Genomic DNA, 20,387 nt, shown 5'->3' on the forward strand with positions numbered 1-20,387 from the left:
GAGCGCGAGGGGCCGGAGCGGGGGGGCGGTCAAGGGCAGCTGATGCGGGTGTCGCCCGGGTCGGTGGTGCAGGTGTCGGTGCCGGGGCCGCCGTTGGCGGTGTCGTTGCCGGAGACGCCGTCGGTGGTGATGACCCGGTCGTTGCCGGCGGCGCCGTTCACCGTGTCGTTGCCCGGGCCGCCGTACAGGGTGTCGTTGGCGTTGCCGCCGTCGATGTTGTCGTTGCCGTAGTCGCCGTAGACGGTGTCGGTGCCGTCGTTGCCGCGGAGGGTGTCGTTGCCGCCCAGGCCGCAGATCACGTCGTTGCGGAAGGTGCCGTTGAGGGTGTCGGCGCCGCTGGTGCCGATGATCGTGCAGCCCCGGGAGTTGTCGACGGTGCCGGTCGCGGTGGCGGTGTTGTTGCCCGTGGCCGGGTCGGTCTGGGTGGCCGCGGCCCTGGCGGTGTTCGTGAGCGTGCCGGTGGCGCGGGGTTCGGCGACGACCGTGACCGTGGCGCTCGCACCCGGGGCCAGCGTGCCCAGGGCGCAGGTGGCGCCGGTGGCGGTGGTGGTGCAGCTGCCCTGGGAGGGCGTGGCCGAGACCAGGGTCGCGCCCGCCCCGGAGAGGGTGTCGGTCAGCGTGACGCCGGTGGCGGACGCGGTGGAGGCGGTCGCGTCGGTGACGCGGACGGTGTAGGAGGCCCGGTCGCCGATGGTCACGGTGGACGGGCCCGTCTTGGTGACGGAGAGGTCCGCGCTGGGCGGCGGGGGCGGGGGCGTGCTGCCTCCGCCGCCCAGGAAGCGGGCCAGGGCGAAGTCGTCGTCCGGTCCGCCCTGGCCGGCCGCGACGATCCTGCCGTCGGACTGGACGGCCACGCCGTGGGCGACGTCGCTGCCGCCGAAACCGGTGGCCGTCCGGCCGCCGTTGCCGAAGCCGCTGTCCAGGGCGCCGTCGGTGTTGTACCGCAGGACGTTGAAGCCGCCCGGCCCGTTGCCTGCGACGACGATCCGCCCGTCGCTCTGCAGCTTCATGTCCTGGGCGCCGCCGCCGGGGGTGACGACCAGGCCGTTTCCGTGGAAGCTCGGGTCCAGGGAGCCGTCGGTGGTGTAGCGGGCGAGCGCGACCCGGCCGCCGCTCGAACCGGCCGCGACGATCCTGCCGTCGGGCTGGACCGCGAGCGCCTCCGCGGAGTCGTAGTCGCCGAAGTCGGTGCGCTGGATGCCGTTGGTGCCGAATCCGGTGTCGAGGCTGCCGTCGGCGTTGTAGCGGACGAGGACGAAGTCGAAGCGGGTCGTCCCGACCTCGCCCGCGACCACGACCTTGCCGTCGGGCTGCACGGCCAGGGCGCGTACGTCGCCGCCCTCCTGGAGGGAGTCGCCCAGAGCGGTGGTCACCTTGCCGTCGCCGCTGAAGCTCGTGTCCGGGGAGCCGTCGGCGTTGTAGCGGGCCACCGCGGCCCGGCCGCCGACATAGCCCGCGGCGACGATCTTCCCGCCGGGCAGTGCCACGACGTCCGCGGCCTCCTCGGGGACGCCGAAGTCGGTGAAGACCCGGCCGTCGCCGTTGCCGAAACCCGTGTCCAGCGAGCCGTCGGCCGCCTTGTACCGGACCAGCGTGAACCAGCAGCAGTTCTCGGGCCCGCGCCAGGTGCTGCCCGCCACCACGATGTCGCCGTTGTCGGGCTGCAGGGCGACGGCGTGGGCATCGCTCCACTGGAGGCCCTCGCTCGACGGCAGGTTGTTGACGGCGGTGGTCACCCGGCCGTCGCCGCCGAAGGTGGTGTCCAGCGAGCCGTCGGGGTTGTGCCGGGTCAGCGCGAAGTCGCTCTCCGCCCCGGAGTTGTCGAAGGTGGTGCCGACGGAGACGATCCTGCCGTCGGACTGCACCGCGATGTCGTTGGCGGAGTCGTTGCCGCCGAAGTCGGTGAGGACCGTGCCGTCGCCGGCGAAGGCGGTGTCCAGGTCGCCGGGGGCGGCGACCGCGGTGCCGGGCAGGGCCAGGAGCAGCGCCGCGAGGGTGGCTGCCACGGTCCCGGCCCGGACCGTGAGCGATCGAACACCAGGTGTGAACGATCGAACGTGTGGTGTGAACATGGGCGACAGCGTTCCGACGCCGGTCCGCAGCTCGGCCCGCCACGAGCCGTCTTGCGCTCACCGGCCGCAGGAATCCACCCGCGCGGGTGAGGCCCCTGCGCAGGCGAAGGCCTGTCGCCACCGGTCTCCCGTCGGGGCGGACGGGAGCGAGTGACGACAGGCCCAGGAGCCGCGCACGCCGTTGTACGCGGCCTCGCCGGTAGGCACCGCGGCCGGCCGTGACGATCGCTGGTCAGGGCACATCCCCCAACCGGCCGCGGAGTCTTTGCTGGTGACGGGGGGACCTATCCCAGCCGCTCCACCAGCGCGTGGTACTCCGCCCACAGCTCCTTCGGCGTGTGCTCGCCGAAGGTGTTGAGGTGGTCGGGGACGAGTGCCGCCTCCTCGCGCCAGATCTCCTTGTCGACGGTCAGCAGGAAGTCGAGGTCGCCGTCGGCCAGGTCCAGCCCGTTGGTGTCCAGGGACTCGCGCGTCGGCAGCACGCCGATCGGCGTCTCCACGCCCTCGGCCTTGCCGTCCAGCCGCTCCACGATCCACTTCAGGACGCGGGAGTTCTCGCCGAAGCCGGGCCAGACGAACTTGCCCGCGTCGTTCTTGCGGAACCAGTTGACGTAGTAGATCTTCGGCAGCTTCGCCTGGGACCCTTCCCGCTGCGCGGCGGCCTTGCCCACATCGATCCAATGGGCCATGTAGTCGCCCATGTTGTAGCCGCAGAACGGCAGCATCGCGAACGGGTCGCGGCGCAGCTCGCCGACCTTGCCCTCGGCGGCGGCGGTCTTCTCGGAGGCCACGTTGGCGCCGAGGAAGACGCCGTGGTTCCAGTCGAAGGACTCGGTCACCAGCGGGACGGCGGTGGCACGACGGCCGCCGAAGAGGATCGCCGAGATCGGCACGCCCCTGGGGTCCTCCCACTCCGGCGCGATGATCGGGCACTGGGCGGCGGGGACGGTGAAGCGGGCGTTGGGGTGGGCGGCCGGGGTCTCGGACGCCGGCGTCCAGTCGTTGCCCTTCCAGTCCGTGAGGTGGGCCGGGGTCTCCTCCGTCATGCCCTCCCACCAGATGTCGTCGTCGTCCGTGAGCGCGACGTTGGTGAAGACGGCGTTGCCCCACAGCGTCTTCATCGCGTTGGCGTTGGTGTGCTCACCGGTGCCGGGCGCGACGCCGAAGAAGCCGGCCTCGGGGTTGATCGCGTAGAGGCGGCCGTCGGCGCCGAACCGCATCCAGGCGATGTCGTCGCCGATGGTCTCGACGGTCCACCCGGAGACGGTGGGCTCCAGCATGGCGAGGTTCGTCTTGCCGCAGGCGCTCGGGAAGGCCGCGGCGACGTACTTCGACTCGCCCTGCGGGGGCGTGAGCTTGAGGATCAGCATGTGCTCGGCGAGCCAGCCCTCGTCGCGCGCCATGACGGAGGCGATGCGCAGGGCGTAGCACTTCTTGCCGAGCAGGGCGTTGCCGCCGTAGCCGGAGCCGTAGGACCAGATCTCGCGCGACTCGGGGAAGTGCGAGATGTACTTGGTCTGGTTGCACGGCCAGGCCACGTCCGCCTCTCCTTCCGCGAGCGGGGCGCCGAGGGTGTGGACGGCCTTCACGAAGAAGCCGTCGTCGCCGAGCTCGTCGAGGACGGCCTGGCCCATGCGCGTCATCGTGCGCATCGAGACGGCGACGTACGCCGAGTCCGTTATCTCCACGCCGAGGGCGGACAGCGGCGAGCCGAGGGGGCCCATGCAGAACGGGACGACGTACATCGTCCGGCCCTTCATCGAGCCGCGGAACAGGCCCTTCTCGCCGCTGAAGATCTCCCGCATCTCCGCGGGGGCCTTCCAGTGGTTGGTCGGGCCGGCGTCCTTCTCCTGCTCGGAGCAGATGAAGGTGCGGTCCTCGACCCGGGCGACATCGGTCGGGTCGGAGGCCGCGTAGTAGGAGTGGGGGCGCTTGATCGGGTCGAGCTTCTTGAAGGTGCCCTTCGCCACGAGCTCTTCGCACAGTCGCTCGTACTCGGCCTCGGATCCGTCACACCAGACCACGCTGTCCGGCTGCGTCAGTTCGACGATCTCGTTGACCCACGAGATCAGTTCCTGATGGTTGGTGGGGATGACGGTGGTGGGAGCCGCGATGTCGCGCGCCACGATTGCTCCTAAATGAGGGATTTTTGATCTTGCGGCCCTGTTTCAGGCCTTGTTGCCCCGTGGGGGCTGCGACCCGGACGCTTCGTAGCCGCTCATCCGGTGCCGACCGCACTCATTTGATCCTCCGACTCGATCTCCCATCTGTCCAGAGGGAGTCACAGATGAGCGACGTGAGGAAGGCCACGGTTTCTGCGTCCACCTGCGTTTCTTTGCGTCCACATTGAGTTCGCCTCAAGGTCTTTTTGCTCATCGATGTGAGCGCAACCGAGGCTCCGTGAGACGATGGCCACTCTTCGGCGGTCATCGAGCGAGACTGATCCGTAACTTACGGTTCCGTAGGTACGATGCCCCTCATGACTGCGTCCGCCCCCGACGCGCCCACGGATCCGCCGGCCGCCGGCCGCGGTCCCGCCGCGCTCTCCTCCCTGTCGCAACAGGTCAAGCCCAAGCTGCGCGGCTGGCTGCACCTGGGCATGTTCCCGGCCGTCCTCGTGGCGGGTCTCGTCCTCACCGCCCTGGCCGACTCACCGCGCGGCCGTGTCGCCTGCGGGATCTTCGCCCTGACGGCGTGCCTACTGTTCGGCGTGAGCGCGCTCTACCACCGGGGCAACTGGACCCCGCGCATGGACGGCATCCTGCGCAGACTCGACCACGCCAACATCTTCCTGATCATCGCGGGCACCTACACGCCCCTGACCATGCTGCTGCTGCCCGAAGCGAAGGGGCAGTGGCTGCTGTGGGGCATCTGGGGTGCCGCGGCGGCCGGGATCGCCTTCCGGGTCTTCTGGGTCGGCGCACCGCGCTGGCTGTACACGCCCTGCTACATAGCGATGGGCTGGGCAGCGGTCTTCTTCCTGCCCGACTTCATGCGCACCGGCGGCATCGCGGTCCTGGTCCTGGTGGTCGTCGGCGGCCTGCTCTACAGCGCGGGCGGCGTGATCTACGGCATCAAGCGCCCGAACCCGTCACCGCGCTACTTCGGCTTCCACGAGGTGTTCCACTCCTTCACGCTGGCCGCGTTCGTCGTGCACTACGTCGGCATCTCCCTGGTGGCCTACCAGCACGCGTAGCCCTCCACACCGCTCCCCGAGCGGCCACGGCTCCCCGAGCCGTGGCCGCTTTTTTGATGCCCTCTCCCACATTACGACATCAGCTCCCCATTGACAGCAACTAGATTTTGAGAGCTACTCTCATTTCATGGCTACTGTCACTCATCTTGAAGAGACACATCAGAACCCCCGCCGCTGGTGGGCCCTCGGTGCCCTGGTCGCGAGCATGCTGGTGCTCGGCTTCGACACGACGATCCTCAACGTGGCGCTCCCGACCATGGCCGAGCAGCTCGGCGCCACCACCAGCCAGCAGCAGTGGATGGCGGACGCGTACGTCATCGTCTTCGCGTCGCTGATGCTCCCCGCCGGACTCCTCGGCGACCGCTTCGGGCGCCGCCGGATGCTCGTCGTCGGCCTGCTGGTCTTCCTGGCCGGCTCGGTGATGGGCTCGCTGGCCGGCGACGTGAACTGGGTGATCGCCGCCCGCGCCGCCATGGGCGTCGGCGCGGCCCTGGTGATGCCGCTCGCGATGTCCGTGCTGCCCTCCCTGTTCGGGCCCGCCGAGCGCACCCGGGCCGTCGGCATCGTCTCGGCCGCCTCGGCGCTCGGCCTGCCGCTCGGCCCGATCATCGGCGGCTTCCTGCTCAACCACTTCTGGTGGGGCTCGGTCTTCCTGATCAACGTGCCGATGGCCGCCATCGGCGTCACCGCCTGCGTCCTCCTGCTCCCCGAGACCCGCGACCCCGCCTCCCCCAGGGTCGACACCCTCTCCACCGCGCTCACCGCGGTCGGCCTCGGCGCCCTGGTCTACGCGATCATCGAGGCCCCCGACCGCGGCTGGGGCGACCCGCTGGTGCTGGCCCTCTTCGCGGTCGCCGTCGTCCTGGTCACCGCCCTGGTGCTGCGCGAACGCCGGGCCGGGCGCCCCATGCTCGACATGGGGCTCCTCACCCACCGCGGCTTCCTGCTCAACACCCTCGCCGCGACCCTGGTGATGTTCGTGCTGTCCGGCCTGATGTTCGTGCTGCCGCCCTACCTCCAGGCCGTCCTCGGCAACGACGCCTTCGGCACCGGCCTGCGGCTGCTGCCCATGATGGGCGGCCTGATCGTCGCCGCGCGGGCCGCCCAGCCGGTCGTCGCCCGCTTCGGCGCCCGCGCGGTGGTCTCCGCCGGCCTGGTCGTGCTCGCCTTCGCCGCCCTGCTCGGCAGCCGTACCCAGGTGAGCGACGGCTACGGCTTCACCGCGCTGTGGCTGTCCGTCGCGGGCCTCGGCTTCGGCTTCTCGGTCGTCCCGTCCATGGACGGCGCGCTCGGCGCCCTGCCCGCCGACCGGGCCGGCAGCGGCTCCGGGCTGCTGATGACGATGCGCCAGGTCGGCGGCGCGATCGGCATCGCCCTGCTCGGCAGCCTGCTGGCCGGTGCCTTCCGGGACCGGCTCGACGTCACCGGCCTGCCCGCCCCCCTCGGCCACACCGCGGGCGAGTCGGTGGTCGCCGCCCACCTGGTCGCGGAGAAGACGGGCTCGACGCACCTGATCGCCTCGGCGAACGCCTCGTACGTCCACGGCATGGGCCTGGTCCTGCTGGTCTGCGGCATCGCCGCGCTCGCCACCGCCCTGCTGGCCGCCGCGCTCCTGCCCAACGCCCCCGCCGAGCGACCTACCGAGGGGAACGAGTCCCCGGCCGTGGCCCCCGCCACCGCCGATGCCGGACAATGACCAGCATGACGGCACCGCACACCTCCCCCCAGCCCGGCCTGCGTGAACGCAAGAAGATCAAGACCCGCGAGGCGATCCGCACCGCCACGTACGCGCTGGTCGAGGTGCAGGGCTGGGACGCCACGACGATCGAGCAGATCGCCGAGCGTGCCGAGGTGTCGCCGTCGACGGTCTTCCGGTACTTCCCGACCAAGGAGGACATCGTCCTCACGGACGAGTACGACCTGCTGATCATGGAGGAGCTCCGGGCACGGCCCGCCGACGAGCCGTGGCCGGCGTCCATCCGCTACGTGATGCACCGGGCGATCCGGCTGGGCGTCAAGGACGACCCGGTGGTCTCCCGGCTGCGCACCCGGCTGATGGTCGAGGTCCCCTCGGTGCGCTCCCGGATGATGGAGAGCATGTCGTCCACCGGGCGCCTGCTCTGCCACGCCATCGGGGAGCGCACCGGCCGCGACCCGGACAGCCTGGAGGTCCGGGTCTACGCGATGTCCTTCATCGGCGGGCTGATGGAGGTCTCGATGTACTGGGCGGAGCACGAGCACGAGGGCGACTTCGAGGCCCTCGTCGACCGCGCCCTGCACGTCATCGAGCACGGCCTGACCCCGGAAAACCACTGAGGCCACGGCCGTCCCCCGTGCCATCCTGACCAGGTGAACGCTGCCCAGATCCACGTCGAAGTCGCCCCCGGGCTGGCCCTGTTCGTCCCGCACGCCCGCCGCGTCGGCGTCCACCCCCTCGCCGTCGACGGCGTCTCGACCCTCGGCCACGTCATCGAGTCCCTGGGCGTCCCCCTGACCGAGGTGGGCGCCCTGGTGGTGGACGGCCGCGAGGTCCCCGTGGCCCACATCCCGGCGGACGGCGAGCGGGTGACCGTACGCCCGGTCACCCGCCCCCAGCGCGTCCCCGGCGCCCCGCTCCGCTTCCTCCTCGACGTCCACCTCGGCACGCTGGCCCGCCGCCTGCGCCTGCTCGGCGTGGACACGGCGTACGAGTCGACGGACATCGGCGACCCGGCCCTCGCCGCCCGCTCGGCGGCCGAGAAGCGGGTGCTGCTCAGCCGCGACCGGGGCCTGCTGCGCCGCCGCGAACTCTGGGCCGGCGGCTACGTGTACAGCACCGGCCCCGACGACCAGCTCCGCGACGTCCTCGACCGGTTCGCCCCCGACCTGCGCCCCTGGACCCGCTGCACCGCCTGCAACGGCCTGCTGAAGGAGGCGACGAAGGACGAGGTGGCGGACCAGCTGAAGGGCGGGACGCAGAAGTCGTACGACGTCTTCGCGCAGTGCGCGGAGTGCGGCCGTGCGTACTGGAAGGGCGCGCACCACCAGCAGCTGGAGGCCATCGTGGCGCGCGCCCTCGCCGAGTTCGCCTGAACCGGCGCCGGTCCCGCGGTCAGTTGCGGCCCAGCGCCCGGTACTCCCAGCCGGCCGCGCGCCACTCTGCGGGGTCCAGGGCGTGCCGGCCGTCCACGACCCGGCGGCGGTTCACCACGGCGCCCATGGCCGCCGGGTCGATCTCCCGGAACTGCGTCCACTCGGTGAGCAGGACGACGACGTCGGCGCCCGTGGCGGCCTGCAACGCGTCGGTGCCGTACGTCAGCTCGGGGTGGACGCGGCGGGCGTTGTCCATCGCCACCGGGTCGTAGACCGTCACCTGGGCGCCGGCCCGGTGCAGGGTGGCGGCGACGTCCAGCGCCGGAGCGTCCCGGATGTCGTCGGAGTCGGGCTTGAAGGCCGCCCCGAGCGCGGCCACCTTCATCCCGGCGAGATCGCCGCCGACCAGCTCGCGGACCAGGTCCACGGTGCGGGCCCGGCGGCGCTGGTTGATCGCGTCCACCTCGCGCAGGAAGGCCACCGCCTGGGCGACGTCCAGCTCCTCGGCGCGGTGGATGAACGCCCTGATGTCCTTGGGCAGGCAGCCGCCGCCGAAGCCGAGCCCCGGCTTCAGGAACCGGCCGCCGATCCGGTCGTCGTAGGCCAGCGCCTCGGCCAGCCGGTGCACGTCGGCGCCGGTGGCCTCGCAGACCTCGGCCATGGCGTTGATGTACGAGATCTTCGTGGCGAGGAAGGAGTTGGCGGCGACCTTGACCAGTTCGGCGGTCGGCAGATCGGCGACCACCACCGGGGTGCCCTGGGCGATGACGGGCGCGAACGCGGCGCGCAGCTGCTCCTCCGCCCACGCGGACTCGGTGCCGAACACCAGCCGGTCGGGGTGCAGGGTGTCCTCCACCGCGAAGCCCTCGCGCAGGAACTCCGGGTTCCAGGCCAGCTCCACGGCGTCCCCGGCCGGGGCGGTGGTGCGGACCAGCTCCGCGAGGCGGGCCGCGGTGCCCACCGGCACCGTCGACTTCCCGACCACCAGCGCCCGGCGGTTCAGGTGCCGGGCCAGCTCGGTCACCGCGCCCTCCACGTAGCGCAGGTCCGCGGCGTAGGAGCCGGGCTGCTGCGGGGTGCCGACGCAGACGAAGTGGATGTCGCCGAACTCCGCGGCCTCCGCGAGGCTGGTCGTGAAGTGCAGCCGGCCGGATTCCTGGGCCTTGACCAGGAGTTCGGGCAGCCCTGGCTCGAAGAACGGCACCTCCCCGGCTCTCAGCAGCTCGATCTTGGCGGGGTCGACGTCGACGCCGAGCACCTCGTAGCCGAGGGCCGCCATGCACACGGCGTGCGTGGCGCCGAGGTAGCCGGTGCCGATGACGGTGAGACGGGGAGCGGCGGTGCCGACGGTGCCTTCGGTGCCGGGGATGGCGGCGGGAAGAGTGTCCATGATGCCTCCGAGGGGATGTCCGGGCGGAAAGCGCGCAGGGCGAAGCCGCCCGGTGGTGCGGTGGGTGAAGGAGAGGGAACCGCTGCCGTACGGGGCCCGGGTGCGGGCCGGGCCCCGTTACGTCACGTCAGGACGAGCAGGCGACGTTGGCGAGACCCTTCGCCGCGTCGGTGACCTTGTTGTCGCAGGTGACCTTGTTGTTCTCGACGGGCGCGAAGTGGAAGCCGTAGCCGGGGCCGTCGACCTGTGCGGTGTTGCCCTGGAACACGTTTCCGGTGCCCCAGCCGTCGAGGATCTGGTGGGTCTGGAAGCCGTCCTCGCGGGAGTGGCTGCCGACGTTGCCCTTGATCAGCCAGTCGTTGCCCTTGACGTCGACCCAGGAGTCGTTGTGGCCGCCGCTGAGGGCGGCGCCGTCGAAGGTGTTGCCGAGGAGAGAGCCGCCGGTGGTGCCCTCCTTGATGTCGACGGACTCCGCGGTGGTGTCGCTGACGTGGTTGCCGCGGATCACGTTGTCGTCGCTCTTGTCGGGCTTGCAGTCGGTGACCGTGCACCAGTTGGACTCGGCGGACCCGACGTAGATGCCCTCGCCGAACTGCTCCTTGCGCTTGCCCGTGGCGCGGACCGTGTTGTTCTCGACCACGTTGCCGGAGCTGAAGTCGCGCAGGTGGATGCCCTCGTCGCCGATGTTCTCGACGGTCAGGCCCTGGATGACGGAGCCCTGGGTCTGGTCGGCCATGACCCCCTTCTGGCCGTTGCGCACGGTGAAGCCGATCAGCCGCCAGTGGCTGGCGCCGTCGAGGTGGAAGGCGTAGCCGCCGTCCACGCCCCCGGCGTCGATCACCGCGCCGGGGCCGCCGCACAGGAAGATCGGCCGGTCCGCCGTGCCGGGGGTGTCGGCGGTGAAGCGGTCCGAGTAGACCCCGTCCGCCATCCTGATGACATCACCGGGCCGGGCCTGGTCCAGCGCGTCCTTCAGGGACTTGGCGTCGCTGACGGTGACGGTGGCGGCCGGGCACTTCACCGGTCCGGAGGCCGCGGTCGCGGCCGAACCGGTCGCGGTGGGCGTGGCCTGTCCGTCGCCGGCCGCCGTGGAGCCCGGTGCCGGGTCGGAGGCCGTGGCGCCGGGGTCACCGGGGTCGCCGGTGTCGTCCCCGTCGTCGGTGGGTTCGGCCACCGGGATGGTGGGACCGGCGGTGGGGCCGGCGCCGTAGACGACGGGCCGGTCGTCGCCGGCCGAGACGCCCGCCACGATCAGCGCCACCACCGAGACCAGCAGGGCGGCCGAGGCCACCCACAGCGGCGGCCCGCCGGCCAGCCAGATCCGGCGCGCCCGCGCCACGGCGGACTCCCCCGCCACGGAGCCGCCGCCGTCGCCCGAACCGCTGCCCGAACCGTTGGCCGAACCGCCGCCCGAACCGCTGCCGTCGGCTGAGCCGCTGCCGTCGTCCGGCGCGGGCGCTTGTGGGGTGTCGCCGCTCATTCGCTCATCACCGGCTCCCGTCGGCGGCCCGCCACGGCGACCTCGTCCGGCGGCGGGGACGGCAGCGGCGCCTTGTCGGAGTACGGGTGCACGATGCCCGCACCCCGCGCGCCCGCCCGCCGCCTGCGCCGGCCCATGACGGCCGAGAACAGGATGAGGAGCAGGATGCCCGTCCACAGCAGGGTCATCGGGCTGGCGTAGTGCTTGACCTTGACCCAGAAGGAGCTGGTGTCGTACCAGGCGAAGGTCTGGTTCTCCTTGATGTCGGCGCCGCCGTGGGAGCGGCTGGAGTCCAGCGCGCTGGGGCCGACCCCGCCGATCACGTTGTAGGAGACGGTCGTGCCGTCCACCCCGCCGACCAGGCTGACCCCGTGGTTGGTGGCGTCCTGGACGGTGTTGCCGCGTATCTCGGCGACCGAGTCGCGGACGTACACGCCGGTCTCCGGCCCGTCGATGATGTTGCCGGTGACGGTGGCGTCGGTGACGCCGTCGCGTACCGAGATGCCCTGCCGGTTCTGGCCGGTCAGCCGGTTGCCGGTGATGGAGACCTTGTCGGCGGCCAGGCGGGCCACGATGCCCATGTCGCCGCCCTCGATGCGGTTGTTCTGCACACCGACGTCGAAACCGCCGAGCACCTCGACGCCGTAGCGGCCGTTGTCCTTGGCCACGCTGTTGGCGACCGAGTTGGAGCCGTAGCTGTCGACGGCCTGCCCGGAGGCGGAGGGGCCGTCGGCGAGGGGCTTGCCGCTGAGCGTGTAGCCGTTGCCTCCGTTGCCCTCGGCGGTGGAGCCGCTGACCCGCACCTGCTGGGTGGCGCGGGAGAGGATGAAGCCGTCGCCGCCGTTGTCCTTGGCGACCGTGCGCTGCACGAGCGAGCTGGAGACGAACCGGTGCATGACCACCCCGTCCTCCAGGCTGTTCTCCACGGTCGTGTCGCTGATCTCGATCCCGGTCGCGCTGGAGATGAAGATCCCGAAGGCGTTGCCGGTGATGGTCGAGTGGGTGATCGACCCGGAGACGTAGGAGAGACCGCCGGTGGAGAAGCGGGCGTCGGGCGTGGTCAGTTCACCGGAGGGCATGGCGGTGATGTCACCGCTGCTGGTGTTCTGGTTCTCCTGGTCGCCCTGCTCGTCGGCCCGCTCCCGCGCGGTCTTGCCGTGCACCTGGCCGGTGTCCTCCAGCGAGCCGGTGTTGGGCCGGTCGGTGCCGGTGAGGCTGAGTCCGCCGGTCCGGCCGCTCCAGAACCCGAGGTCGGCGAGTTTGGCGTGCGTCATCTCGAACTGGCCGCCGATGGTGCGGATGTAGGCGCGGCCGTCCTTCACGTCGCCGTCGGCCTTGTTGGCCTGCGGGTCCCAGCTGGTGATGGTCAGCGGCGCCTGGGCGGTGCCCTGGAGGGTCAGTTCGCCGCCGAAGGAAACGATGGAGACGAACCCGGTCCGGTTGCTGGCCATCCGCAGGGTGAGGCCGCCCGGGTTGGACAGCTTCAGCTTGGCACCGACGTTCAGGTAGATGTTCTCGGTCAGCAGGTACGAGCCGTCCTTGCGCCGCAAGAAGGTCTGCGGAGCGAGTTTCAGCAGGTCGGCGATGGTGTACGCGTTGCTGCGCTCGGTGAGGACCAGGGTGTACCCGTTGTCGGTGTCCAGCCGGTACGGCACGGTCCACTTGGTGGACTGCAGGGGGGCCACCGAGGTGAACGCCCGTACCTGGTTGAGGCGGTGGTCCTCGTCGGCGACCAGTGCGGCCTGGGTCTCCGCGTCCTCGGCGGCCAGCTTCTGCTTCTTGTCGCCGTCCCCGTCGGCGTGGGCCGTGGCCGAGGCGCCGAGCAGCAGCGTCGCCGCGACCGCGAGGGCGCCCAGCAGGGCCGTGGTCCTGGCGGCGGCCCGCCGCAGCCGGCTGCCGGGGCCGGGTCTTCCCTTGATCGCGGGATCCGTCATGAGGGGGGTGGTCATGGCGTCAGATCACCTCGGGCTGGAGGGCGGAGTGGCTCTGGCCGCCGGCGGTTCCGGAGAGCGTGGCGGCGCTCTGGCCCTCGCCCCCGATGCTGGTGCTGCTGCGGGTGAGCCAGCCCTGCTTGTTCATGGTGGCGAATGCGTACAGCTTGATCGGCAGCGAGATCATGATGACCACGACGGCCGTCAGCGGCAGCAGGAAGATCTCCTGCGGGTGCCTGCGCAGGTGCGAGTAGCCGCGGACGGCCCGGCCCAGCAGCAGCCAGATCAGGGTGAGGACGACACCGCGCGGGCTGAAGTCCAGTCGGCTCAGCAGCAGATAGCCGAGGGCCATGCCCATGGTCACCGGGGTCAGCAGGATCTGCAGCACGGTGATCTTGGTGACCAGCGGGACCCGCCACAGCCAGCCCTTGTAGAGCGCGGTGAGGTAGCACCGGTAGGAGTTGCGGCTCCACCGGACGCGCTGCTTCACGAACGCCCGGAAGGACGACGGGAACATGGAGATCGCCTGCGCCGAGGACTGGTGCACGGTCTTGTAGCCGGAGGCCAGCACCAGCCAGGTCAGCCGGCCGTCGTCGCCCGCCACGCAGCGGCGGCCGAGGAAGAACTCGTTCTCCAGGTTCTCCAGCACCGGCAGGACCGCCGCGCGGCGGTAGGCGGCGGTACGGCCGGACAGGCAGGCCACGGCACCGGCCCGGCCCATGGCCGGAACGTAGTCGAAGTAGCGGAGGTTGACGAGCCAGTCGGCGACCCGGCGCCAGACGCTGGTGGTGCGCTGGTAGACGTTCTGCTGGGTGCCCACGCCGCCGACCGTGGGGTCGGCGAACGGCATCTGCACGGCGTCCAGCAGCCCCGGCTCCCAGCGGGTGTCGGAGTCCACCAGGACGAGGAGCTCGCTGGTGGCGGCGCGTATGCCGACCCCCAGGGCGGAACGTTTCCCCCTGTGCTCGAAGGCGAGCACCCGGACCCGGGGGTCCTCCACCAGCGACAGCCGGTGCAGTACCTCGTGGTCCTCGACGTCAGGAACGATGATGATCTCGGCCGGATCCTGGGCGAGCCAGGTCTCCAGGCACTCCAGCAGGATCTCCGGGTCCTCCCGGTAGGCGGGGACCACCACGGAGACGCTGGTACGGAAGTTGTTGACGACCGGCTTGGCGAACCGTGAGAGCACCGCTCGGTACAGCCAGAGTGCCCAGACGAACAGTCCGGCCAGCCCCAGCGGCATCAGCTCCCGCCACGAAGTTTCCCCCACAGCCTCGACGATCCACGACCAGACCTGGTCGAAGAACTCGGACAAAGTTGTGCTCTCCCCCCACATAACGTGACTGCCACGGCCCGAAATACGACAGAACCGGGCACTGCTCCAGCGATGCTAGGGGCTCATGGGTGAACAGCGATCACACAAAGCACAAACTTCACTTACAAACTCTTCACACCCATCTCGCCCCAACCGTGACGGCTGGTCACACCCGTCACGGCGATGGCTGGATCTTATGAGGATGATGTGAAGAGCGTGAACTCGGCTGATAAATGGCATGTTTCAAGACAATGGCCAGCAGTGCACCGTACGGGGCGCCGAGGGTGGGAACCGCGCGACCAGCCCCCACACACCCGCACCCGACCGACCACCTCCGGCCTGGGCGCACCTCAGCCCCCGAGCGCCGCCTTCAACCGCTCCGGATCGACGGTCGGTGCGTCGCAGGTGAAGTTGCGGCACACGTACGCCGCCGCCTCCCCGCCCACCAACGGCCGCCCCGCGAGCAGCGGAAACTCGTCGCTCTCCACCGTCCCCACGGCCACCACCGCACCGGGCGCCGTGCCCAGCAGTGCCGTGCGGTGCAGACCGGCCGTGCGGGGATCCGTCGCGTCCGGTCCGACGACCGCGACCTCGCGCGGACCGTCCAGCAGCGCCTCGGCGACGGCGAGCCCCCACCCGACGAAGCGCGGCACGCGCGGTCCGAGCGTCCCGACGATCCCCAACGCCCTTTCCGCCGCGGTCCGATGAGGCCCGGAACCGGTGTGCGCCGCGTAGCCGAGCAGGGCGCCGGCCGCAGCCGTCCAGCCGGAGGGCGTGGCGTTGTCGGTCGGGTCCTGCGGCCGGCGGATCAGCTGCTCGGCGTCGGCCGCGGTGTCGTACAGGGCCCCGCTCTCCGGGCTCTCCTGGTCGGTGAACCGGGCCAGGACATGGTCGAGGAGGAGCCCCGCGAACTCCAGCCAGACACCCTCGCCGGTCACGGACGCGAGCGCGAGGAAGCCCTCGGCGACGTCGCCGTAGTCCTCCAGCACGCCCGCGTTGGCGCCGGCCCTGCCGTCCCGGCTGGTGCGGGCGAGCCGCGCGCGGTCGTCGAGGTGGAGCCGTACGAGGAGATCGGCGGCGCCGACGGCGGCCTCGACCAGGTCGGGACGGTCGAAGTAGGCGCCGGTCTCGGCGAGCGCGGCGACGGCGAGGCCGTTCCAGGCGGCGACGACCTTGTCGTCCCGGCCCGGGGCCGGGCGCTCGGCCCGTGCGGCCAGCAGCCGCCGCCTGACGGACTCGATCCGCTCGGCGTCGAACACGCTGTCCTGCTGCGGGAGTTGCAGCACGGACTGCCCCTCCTCGAAGGTGCCGTCCGCGGTGACCCCGAAGTACCGGGCGGCCAGGTCCGCGTCGTCCTCGCCGAGGACCTCGCGGAGCCGGGCGGGCGTCCACACGTAGTACGCGCCCTCGACGTGGCGTCCGCTCCCGTCGTCGCTGTCGGCGTCGAGCGCCGAGGCGAACCCGCCCTCGGCGGTGCGCAGTTCGCGGACCATGAAGTCGGCGGTCTCCAGCGCGACCCGGCGGGCCAGTTCCGACCCGGTGGCCCGCCACAGGTGGGCGTAGACCCGGCAGAGCAGGGCGTTGTCGTACAGCATCTTCTCGAAGTGCGGCACGACCCAGTCGCGGTCGACGGAGTAACGGGCGAAGCCGCCGCCGAGCTGGTCGTAGAGGCCGCCCCTGGCCATCCGCTCACAGGTGTCCACGGCCATCTGCAGCGCACCCTCGGAACCGGTGCGGGCGTGGTGCCGCAGCAGGAACTCGATCACCATGGACGGCGGGAACTTGGGGGCGCCGCCGAATCCGCCGCGCTGCGGGTCGTACTCACGGGTGAGCCCGAGCAGCGCCTGCGCGAGCTCGCCCTCACCGGGCGGCCGGCCGCCCTGCTGCCCGAGCTCCCGCTGCGCGAGATCCCGCACGATCTTCCCGGCCACCTCGGCGACCTCCTCCCGCCGGTCCGCCCACGCGGCCCTGACCCCTTCCAGCACCTGCCGGAAGGAGGGCATGCCGTGCCGGGGGGCGGGCGGGAAGTACGTGCCGAAGTAGAAGGGTTCGGCGTCCGGCGTGAGAAACACGGTCATGGGCCAGCCACCCTGCCCGGTGGCCGCCTGCACAGCCTCCATGTACACGGCGTCGACATCCGGCCGCTCCTCCCGGTCGACCTTGACGCTGACGAAGTGCTCGTTCAGATACCCGGCAGTGACCTCGTCCTCGAAGGACTCGTGGGCCATGACGTGGCACCAGTGGCAGGCCGAGTAGCCGACCGACAGCAGCACGGGCACATCCCGCCGCCGCGCCTCCTCGAACGCCTCCGGCGACCAGGGCCACCAGTCGACCGGATTGTCAGCGTGCTGCAACAGATAAGGCGAGGTCACACCAGACAGCCGGTTCATACGAGCCAGCCTCTCACAGCGTCTGCCGCGACCGGTGAACCACTGACGTGCCCGCCTCACTTGGCCGAATTGCACTTATCGGCCATTACGTGGTGGGCGGCTCCTTCCCTTCCGAATCGGGCAGCCCGGCACCTCGAAACAGTAGGCTTGGCGCAGCAGTGCCGGACCTGCCGAGGCCCCTCGAAGGAGGTACCCATGACCGCCGAGATGGTGGCGCCCGCGTGGATGCATACGCAGATCAGCGCGGAACAGTACGACTCCTGGCCCGAGGAGCAGTGCGCCGGCATCGAGATCGTGGACGGGATGGTCGTCGGGAGCCCAAGCGCCTCCAAGCGCCACAACCGGCTGGCCCGCAACCTGGCCAACGCCCTGGACACCGCCGCAGGCCCGGCCTGGAACGCAGACACGGACTTCGACGTCCTTCTGCCTGCAGGACGTTCCCCTCACCAACCGCCGTCCTGACATCATCGTCTACCGGGCGGAGACCATCGACCTCACGCCTACCCGCCCCGAGCACGTACTCCTAGTCGCCGAGGTGGTGTCGCCCGGCTCGGAGACCACGAACCGGATCGTGGAGGTGGACCAATACGCCAAGGCCGGCATCCCCTTTTCTACTGGCGGGACGAGCAGGCCGCCACCGGGGTCCCGATCGTCTACACCTACGTCCTTGACCCCGCCACCAAGGCGTACAGGGACGGTGAAATGTTCACCGGCGCGGTGAAGGCCACCGCACCTTTCTCCATCACGGTCGATCTCGGGCTCTTGTAAAGTACCGAGAAGCCGCCCCGCTATCGACGCTTGACCATCCGCACCCGCCTCAAGGTGTTTCGCGGACCCATCAGGACATTCTCCGGCTACGGACCAGATGTACCACGTGCGGATGCGACTCCAGCTCGCACACGATCGTTTAGCCGCGCCCGGGCAAGAACTACTCAAGGGCACGTGGGCGGACGGCCACGCCAACGCGGTTCATCAACACCAACGGGCTGACTTCACCGCGGCGGCGATACAGGAGGGAACGGAAAGATAGCCCTGTCGGTTCAAGCAGGGCTCAGGTATGTGGTGATCGCCACGCCGGCCGCTCCAGGGCAGAAAAGCCGCGTTGCGCCTTCGAGGCTACGCAAGCCTGGACTCGCCGCCCCTCACTCGGTGTCGATGTCGGTCTCGCCGACCTCCTTGTCAGCCGACTTGATACCCAGGCTCTCGATGAACTGCCGCTCCCGCGCCGCCAGTTCATGCTGCCGGGCGAGGATGAACTCGGTGAACTCGTCGGCCTTCAGATGTTCGATGGACGCGAGGCTGACTCCGTGCGAGTCCAGGATGTCGGTCCGCCCGTCCTCCGCGAGCCTGATGAGCGCCTGCCGGATCGACACACCCGGCGGCGTCGTCATGACGATCCGGTTGGCGGGACTAGAAGCCCCGGGAACCCCGCTCTGGGTGATGACGTGTCGATAGGTCTCGCTATGCGCCGTCGCCAGCTGTTCCAGCACGTTGGCGGTGCCGCCGTCGAGGTTCTTCCGGTCCGGGAACGTCAGTAGGTCCCAAAGGAGGTAGGCGCGCACACGCGCGCTGCGCAGGTCGAAGCGTTCGGGGAAGGAACGGGCCCGCTCAGCGGAGTAGCTGAGCCCGCCCTTGCCCTGGGCGAAGGCCTTCATCTCCGTGATGAACTTCCGGACCTGGGTGGTGGTGGACCCGGCGAAGGTGCCCGCCAGGGACGTGGTCCAGAACCAGTGCCGGAGCTTGACCTGCTGCTCCGCTTCGACCTTGTCGGAGAAGTGGAAGAAGACGGCGAGCAGCATGATCTGGATGTTGTAGGGAACCAGGCGAGCCAGCGGGACTCGAACCTCCTCCCGCAGAAACTCGACCACCTGCTGGAGGATCAGGTCGGTGTCCTCCACCGCGGTCGTGAGCTGACCCTGGACCTTGCGGGCCATCGTCTCCCAGGAGGTGTCCCCATATACGTCCTCCTCGCCGGACAGCGCGAGGACGGTCTGGAAGATCGTCATGATCGGGATCTCGCCGAAGCCCGAAGCGGCGATCCGCCCCTTGATCTCCTCCATCTTGTCGCTGAGCGTCTCCGAGCCGATGGTCCCGTAGGTCAGTGCGGAGACCATCTGGTCGGGACGCATCTTCTGGCCGCTGCTGTTGATCCTGGAGAAGACCTCGATGGCCTGCTGGAGAGTGCCGCCCTCCATACGCACCACGGAGACCTTATAGTTCTTCACCCGCTTCGCGATACGCTCGCTCTCCTTGGTGAGGCGGTCGGCCTCCTCGCGGGAGTGGGAGACGTCGGACAGCGTCCGTGCGTATTCGAGAAAGTCCAGGGTCCCCAGTACGGACCGCATGGGCAGGAAGTGGCTGGGCACCGGCTCGCCGTTCTTCTGGTGGCGGTAGCGCACGCCGTCGTGTTCCGACCGGACGAGCGGCCGGTAGACCCACCACATCCAGTCCTCCTGGCGCGCGGACCGCGGGGCGTCGGCCGAGCGGTGAAGGACGCCGAAGAGCGTCGAGAGCCGCTGGTGGCCGTCCAGGACGTAGGCGACCTTCGCCCCTTCCGGTGCCGGCGGAATCCTGCGCCCACCGATAGTGTCGAGGCTTTCGAGCGGCATGGTGGTCTCCCAGATGAGCAGGCTGCCCATCGGGTAGCCGCGCTCCATGCTGTCGAAGAGCTGGAGCATCTGCTCGGGGCGCCACAGGAACGGGCGCTGGAACTTCGGCACCCGCAGCTCGCCCTGCGCGATCCGCTCCAGGACCTGCTCCAGGAAGTGGACCTCCGGTACCACGGAGATTTCCTTGACCACCTCGATGTCTCCCATGCTCAGATCACGCCCCGAATCGTTTCGAACATCGATCGCAATTCAAGTTTCGCTCCGGGGCCCAGGCCGTCCAGGTCCCGCTCCGATATGCCGCCGCGCATCACCTCTTGCAGGAACAGACCCGGCAAGTCCGTTCCGAATCCCTCCTGGAGGGTGATGAGATCCTGCTCCGCCACTTCGTCGTACAGATCACCGTGGCGCGGCGGGATGACGTAGGTGGTCCCCGCCTTCTTGGAGTGGCGCCCCTTCTGGTCGGCACCCTTCTGCGGCTTCCCCTTGAACCCGTGCTTCATGTCGAAGTGGGCTCGCTGCTCAGGCGAGAAGGTCTTGAGGGACTCCAGGAGCTTGGCCATGGAGGACATTCCTACGGTCTTCTTCGGCTGCCGGGCCAGGACCCGGTTGGGAATGTAGTTCTCCATCTCCCGGAATCTGAGGACGTGCGCACTCACGCCTTTGCGGGCCGCTGCTTCGGCCTTCTCGTGATTGCCGGTCCGGTCCGCGGGGTGGAAGCTGTCGCTGTCGATGACGAGGACCACACGCTTGGTACGGGAGAACTGCGCGGCCTGGTCGACCGCGTGCGCGATGGCCCCGTCCTTGCCACCTCCGTTGTACACAGCGAGTCGGCTCCCCGCCTTAGACGCCATTTCAGTTGGCGTGATCTTGCGGCAGTCTGGGGTGATGACTGCTGCGCTTGTCGAGCGGATGGCGCCGGAAGAGCTGTGGAC

At 70.2% G+C, this 20,387-nt stretch carries 12 protein-coding genes and 2 pseudogenes; 5 read left to right on the forward strand and 9 right to left on the reverse strand.

Annotated elements, in window-relative coordinates:
- Positions 1-29: 29 nt before the first annotated feature.
- A complete protein-coding gene (locus tag AB0D74_RS39465) occupies positions 30-2,006 on the reverse strand; it encodes a calcium-binding protein (protein WP_362598032.1) in 1,977 nt (658 codons plus the stop codon).
- 350 nt (positions 2,007-2,356) lie between these two features.
- Positions 2,357-4,198, reverse strand: a complete 1,842-nt coding sequence (locus tag AB0D74_RS39470; protein ID WP_362598035.1) for a phosphoenolpyruvate carboxykinase (GTP) — start codon at positions 4,196-4,198, stop codon at positions 2,357-2,359.
- A gap of 353 nt (positions 4,199-4,551) precedes the next feature.
- On the opposite strand from AB0D74_RS39470, the gene AB0D74_RS39475 reads away from it, so the two are divergent.
- The 4 genes from AB0D74_RS39475 (at position 4,552) to AB0D74_RS39490 (ending at position 8,340) form a co-directional block, all read left to right on the forward strand.
- On the forward strand, positions 4,552-5,268 hold the full coding sequence (locus AB0D74_RS39475) for a hemolysin III family protein (RefSeq protein WP_362598038.1): 717 nt from the start codon (positions 4,552-4,554) through the stop codon (positions 5,266-5,268).
- A gap of 127 nt (positions 5,269-5,395) precedes the next feature.
- Positions 5,396-6,964, forward strand: coding sequence for an MFS transporter (locus AB0D74_RS39480; protein ID WP_362598040.1), 1,569 nt, complete (start codon positions 5,396-5,398; stop codon positions 6,962-6,964).
- Positions 6,965-6,969: 5 nt separating this feature from the next.
- A complete protein-coding gene (locus AB0D74_RS39485) occupies positions 6,970-7,584 on the forward strand; it encodes a TetR family transcriptional regulator (RefSeq protein WP_362598043.1) in 615 nt (204 codons plus the stop codon).
- Positions 7,585-7,617: 33 nt separating this feature from the next.
- Positions 7,618-8,340 (forward strand): Mut7-C RNAse domain-containing protein, encoded by a 723-nt coding sequence (locus AB0D74_RS39490; protein WP_362598046.1) that lies wholly within the window; start codon positions 7,618-7,620, stop codon positions 8,338-8,340.
- 19 nt (positions 8,341-8,359) lie between these two features.
- Here the strand turns inward: AB0D74_RS39490 and AB0D74_RS39495 are convergent, their stop codons facing one another.
- From AB0D74_RS39495 to AB0D74_RS39515, 5 genes are all read right to left on the reverse strand, one after another.
- Positions 8,360-9,730, reverse strand: a complete 1,371-nt coding sequence (locus AB0D74_RS39495) for a UDP-glucose/GDP-mannose dehydrogenase family protein (RefSeq protein WP_362598049.1) — start codon at positions 9,728-9,730, stop codon at positions 8,360-8,362.
- Between the two features lie 127 nt (positions 9,731-9,857).
- Positions 9,858-11,210 (reverse strand): right-handed parallel beta-helix repeat-containing protein, encoded by a 1,353-nt coding sequence (locus AB0D74_RS39500; RefSeq protein ID WP_362598052.1) that lies wholly within the window; start codon positions 11,208-11,210, stop codon positions 9,858-9,860.
- On the reverse strand, positions 11,207-13,159 hold the full coding sequence (locus AB0D74_RS39505; protein WP_362598055.1) for a right-handed parallel beta-helix repeat-containing protein: 1,953 nt from the start codon (positions 13,157-13,159) through the stop codon (positions 11,207-11,209). The genes AB0D74_RS39500 and AB0D74_RS39505 overlap by 4 nt, the downstream gene beginning before the upstream one ends.
- 4 nt (positions 13,160-13,163) lie before the next feature.
- Positions 13,164-14,456: a glycosyltransferase family 2 protein gene (locus tag AB0D74_RS39510; protein ID WP_362598058.1), complete on the reverse strand. Its 1,293-nt coding sequence runs from the start codon at positions 14,454-14,456 to the stop codon at positions 13,164-13,166.
- A 350-nt stretch (positions 14,457-14,806) separates the two neighbouring features.
- Complete coding sequence (locus tag AB0D74_RS39515) at positions 14,807-16,846, reverse strand: thioredoxin domain-containing protein (protein WP_362598061.1); 2,040 nt, start codon at positions 16,844-16,846, stop codon at positions 14,807-14,809.
- 195 nt (positions 16,847-17,041) lie between these two features.
- Between AB0D74_RS39515 and AB0D74_RS39520 the strand changes: the two are divergent.
- Positions 17,042-17,614, forward strand: a pseudogene (locus AB0D74_RS39520) (Uma2 family endonuclease).
- Positions 17,615-17,988: 374 nt separating this feature from the next.
- Here the strand turns inward: AB0D74_RS39520 and AB0D74_RS39525 are convergent.
- Entirely contained in the window at positions 17,989-19,662 is a 1,674-nt protein-coding gene (locus AB0D74_RS39525; RefSeq protein ID WP_362598064.1) for a DUF262 domain-containing protein, read from the reverse strand.
- A 2-nt stretch (positions 19,663-19,664) separates the two neighbouring features.
- Positions 19,665-20,387 (reverse strand): annotated as a pseudogene (locus AB0D74_RS39530) (hypothetical protein); the annotation flags it as partial.

This window comes from Streptomyces sp. NPDC048278, assembly GCF_040652195.1.
GTDB lineage: Bacteria > Actinomycetota > Actinomycetes > Streptomycetales > Streptomycetaceae > Streptomyces.

Bases quoted from the DNA above. Each gene is read 5' to 3' on its own strand.
- AB0D74_RS39475 (WP_362598038.1), top strand. From the start codon at position 4,552: ATGACTGCGTCCGCCCCCGACGCGCCCACGGATCCGCCGGCCGCCGGC.
- AB0D74_RS39480 (WP_362598040.1), top strand. From the start codon at position 5,396: ATGGCTACTGTCACTCATCTTGAAGAGACACATCAGAACCCCCGCCGC.
- AB0D74_RS39485 (WP_362598043.1), top strand. From the start codon at position 6,970: ATGACGGCACCGCACACCTCCCCCCAGCCCGGCCTGCGTGAACGCAAG.
- AB0D74_RS39495 (WP_362598049.1), bottom strand. From the start codon at position 9,730: ATGGACACTCTTCCCGCCGCCATCCCCGGCACCGAAGGCACCGTCGGC.
- AB0D74_RS39500 (WP_362598052.1), bottom strand. From the start codon at position 11,210: ATGAGCGGCGACACCCCACAAGCGCCCGCGCCGGACGACGGCAGCGGC.
- AB0D74_RS39505 (WP_362598055.1), bottom strand. From the start codon at position 13,159: ATGACCACCCCCCTCATGACGGATCCCGCGATCAAGGGAAGACCCGGC.
- AB0D74_RS39515 (WP_362598061.1), bottom strand. From the start codon at position 16,846: ATGAACCGGCTGTCTGGTGTGACCTCGCCTTATCTGTTGCAGCACGCT.
- AB0D74_RS39525 (WP_362598064.1), bottom strand. From the start codon at position 19,662: ATGGGAGACATCGAGGTGGTCAAGGAAATCTCCGTGGTACCGGAGGTC.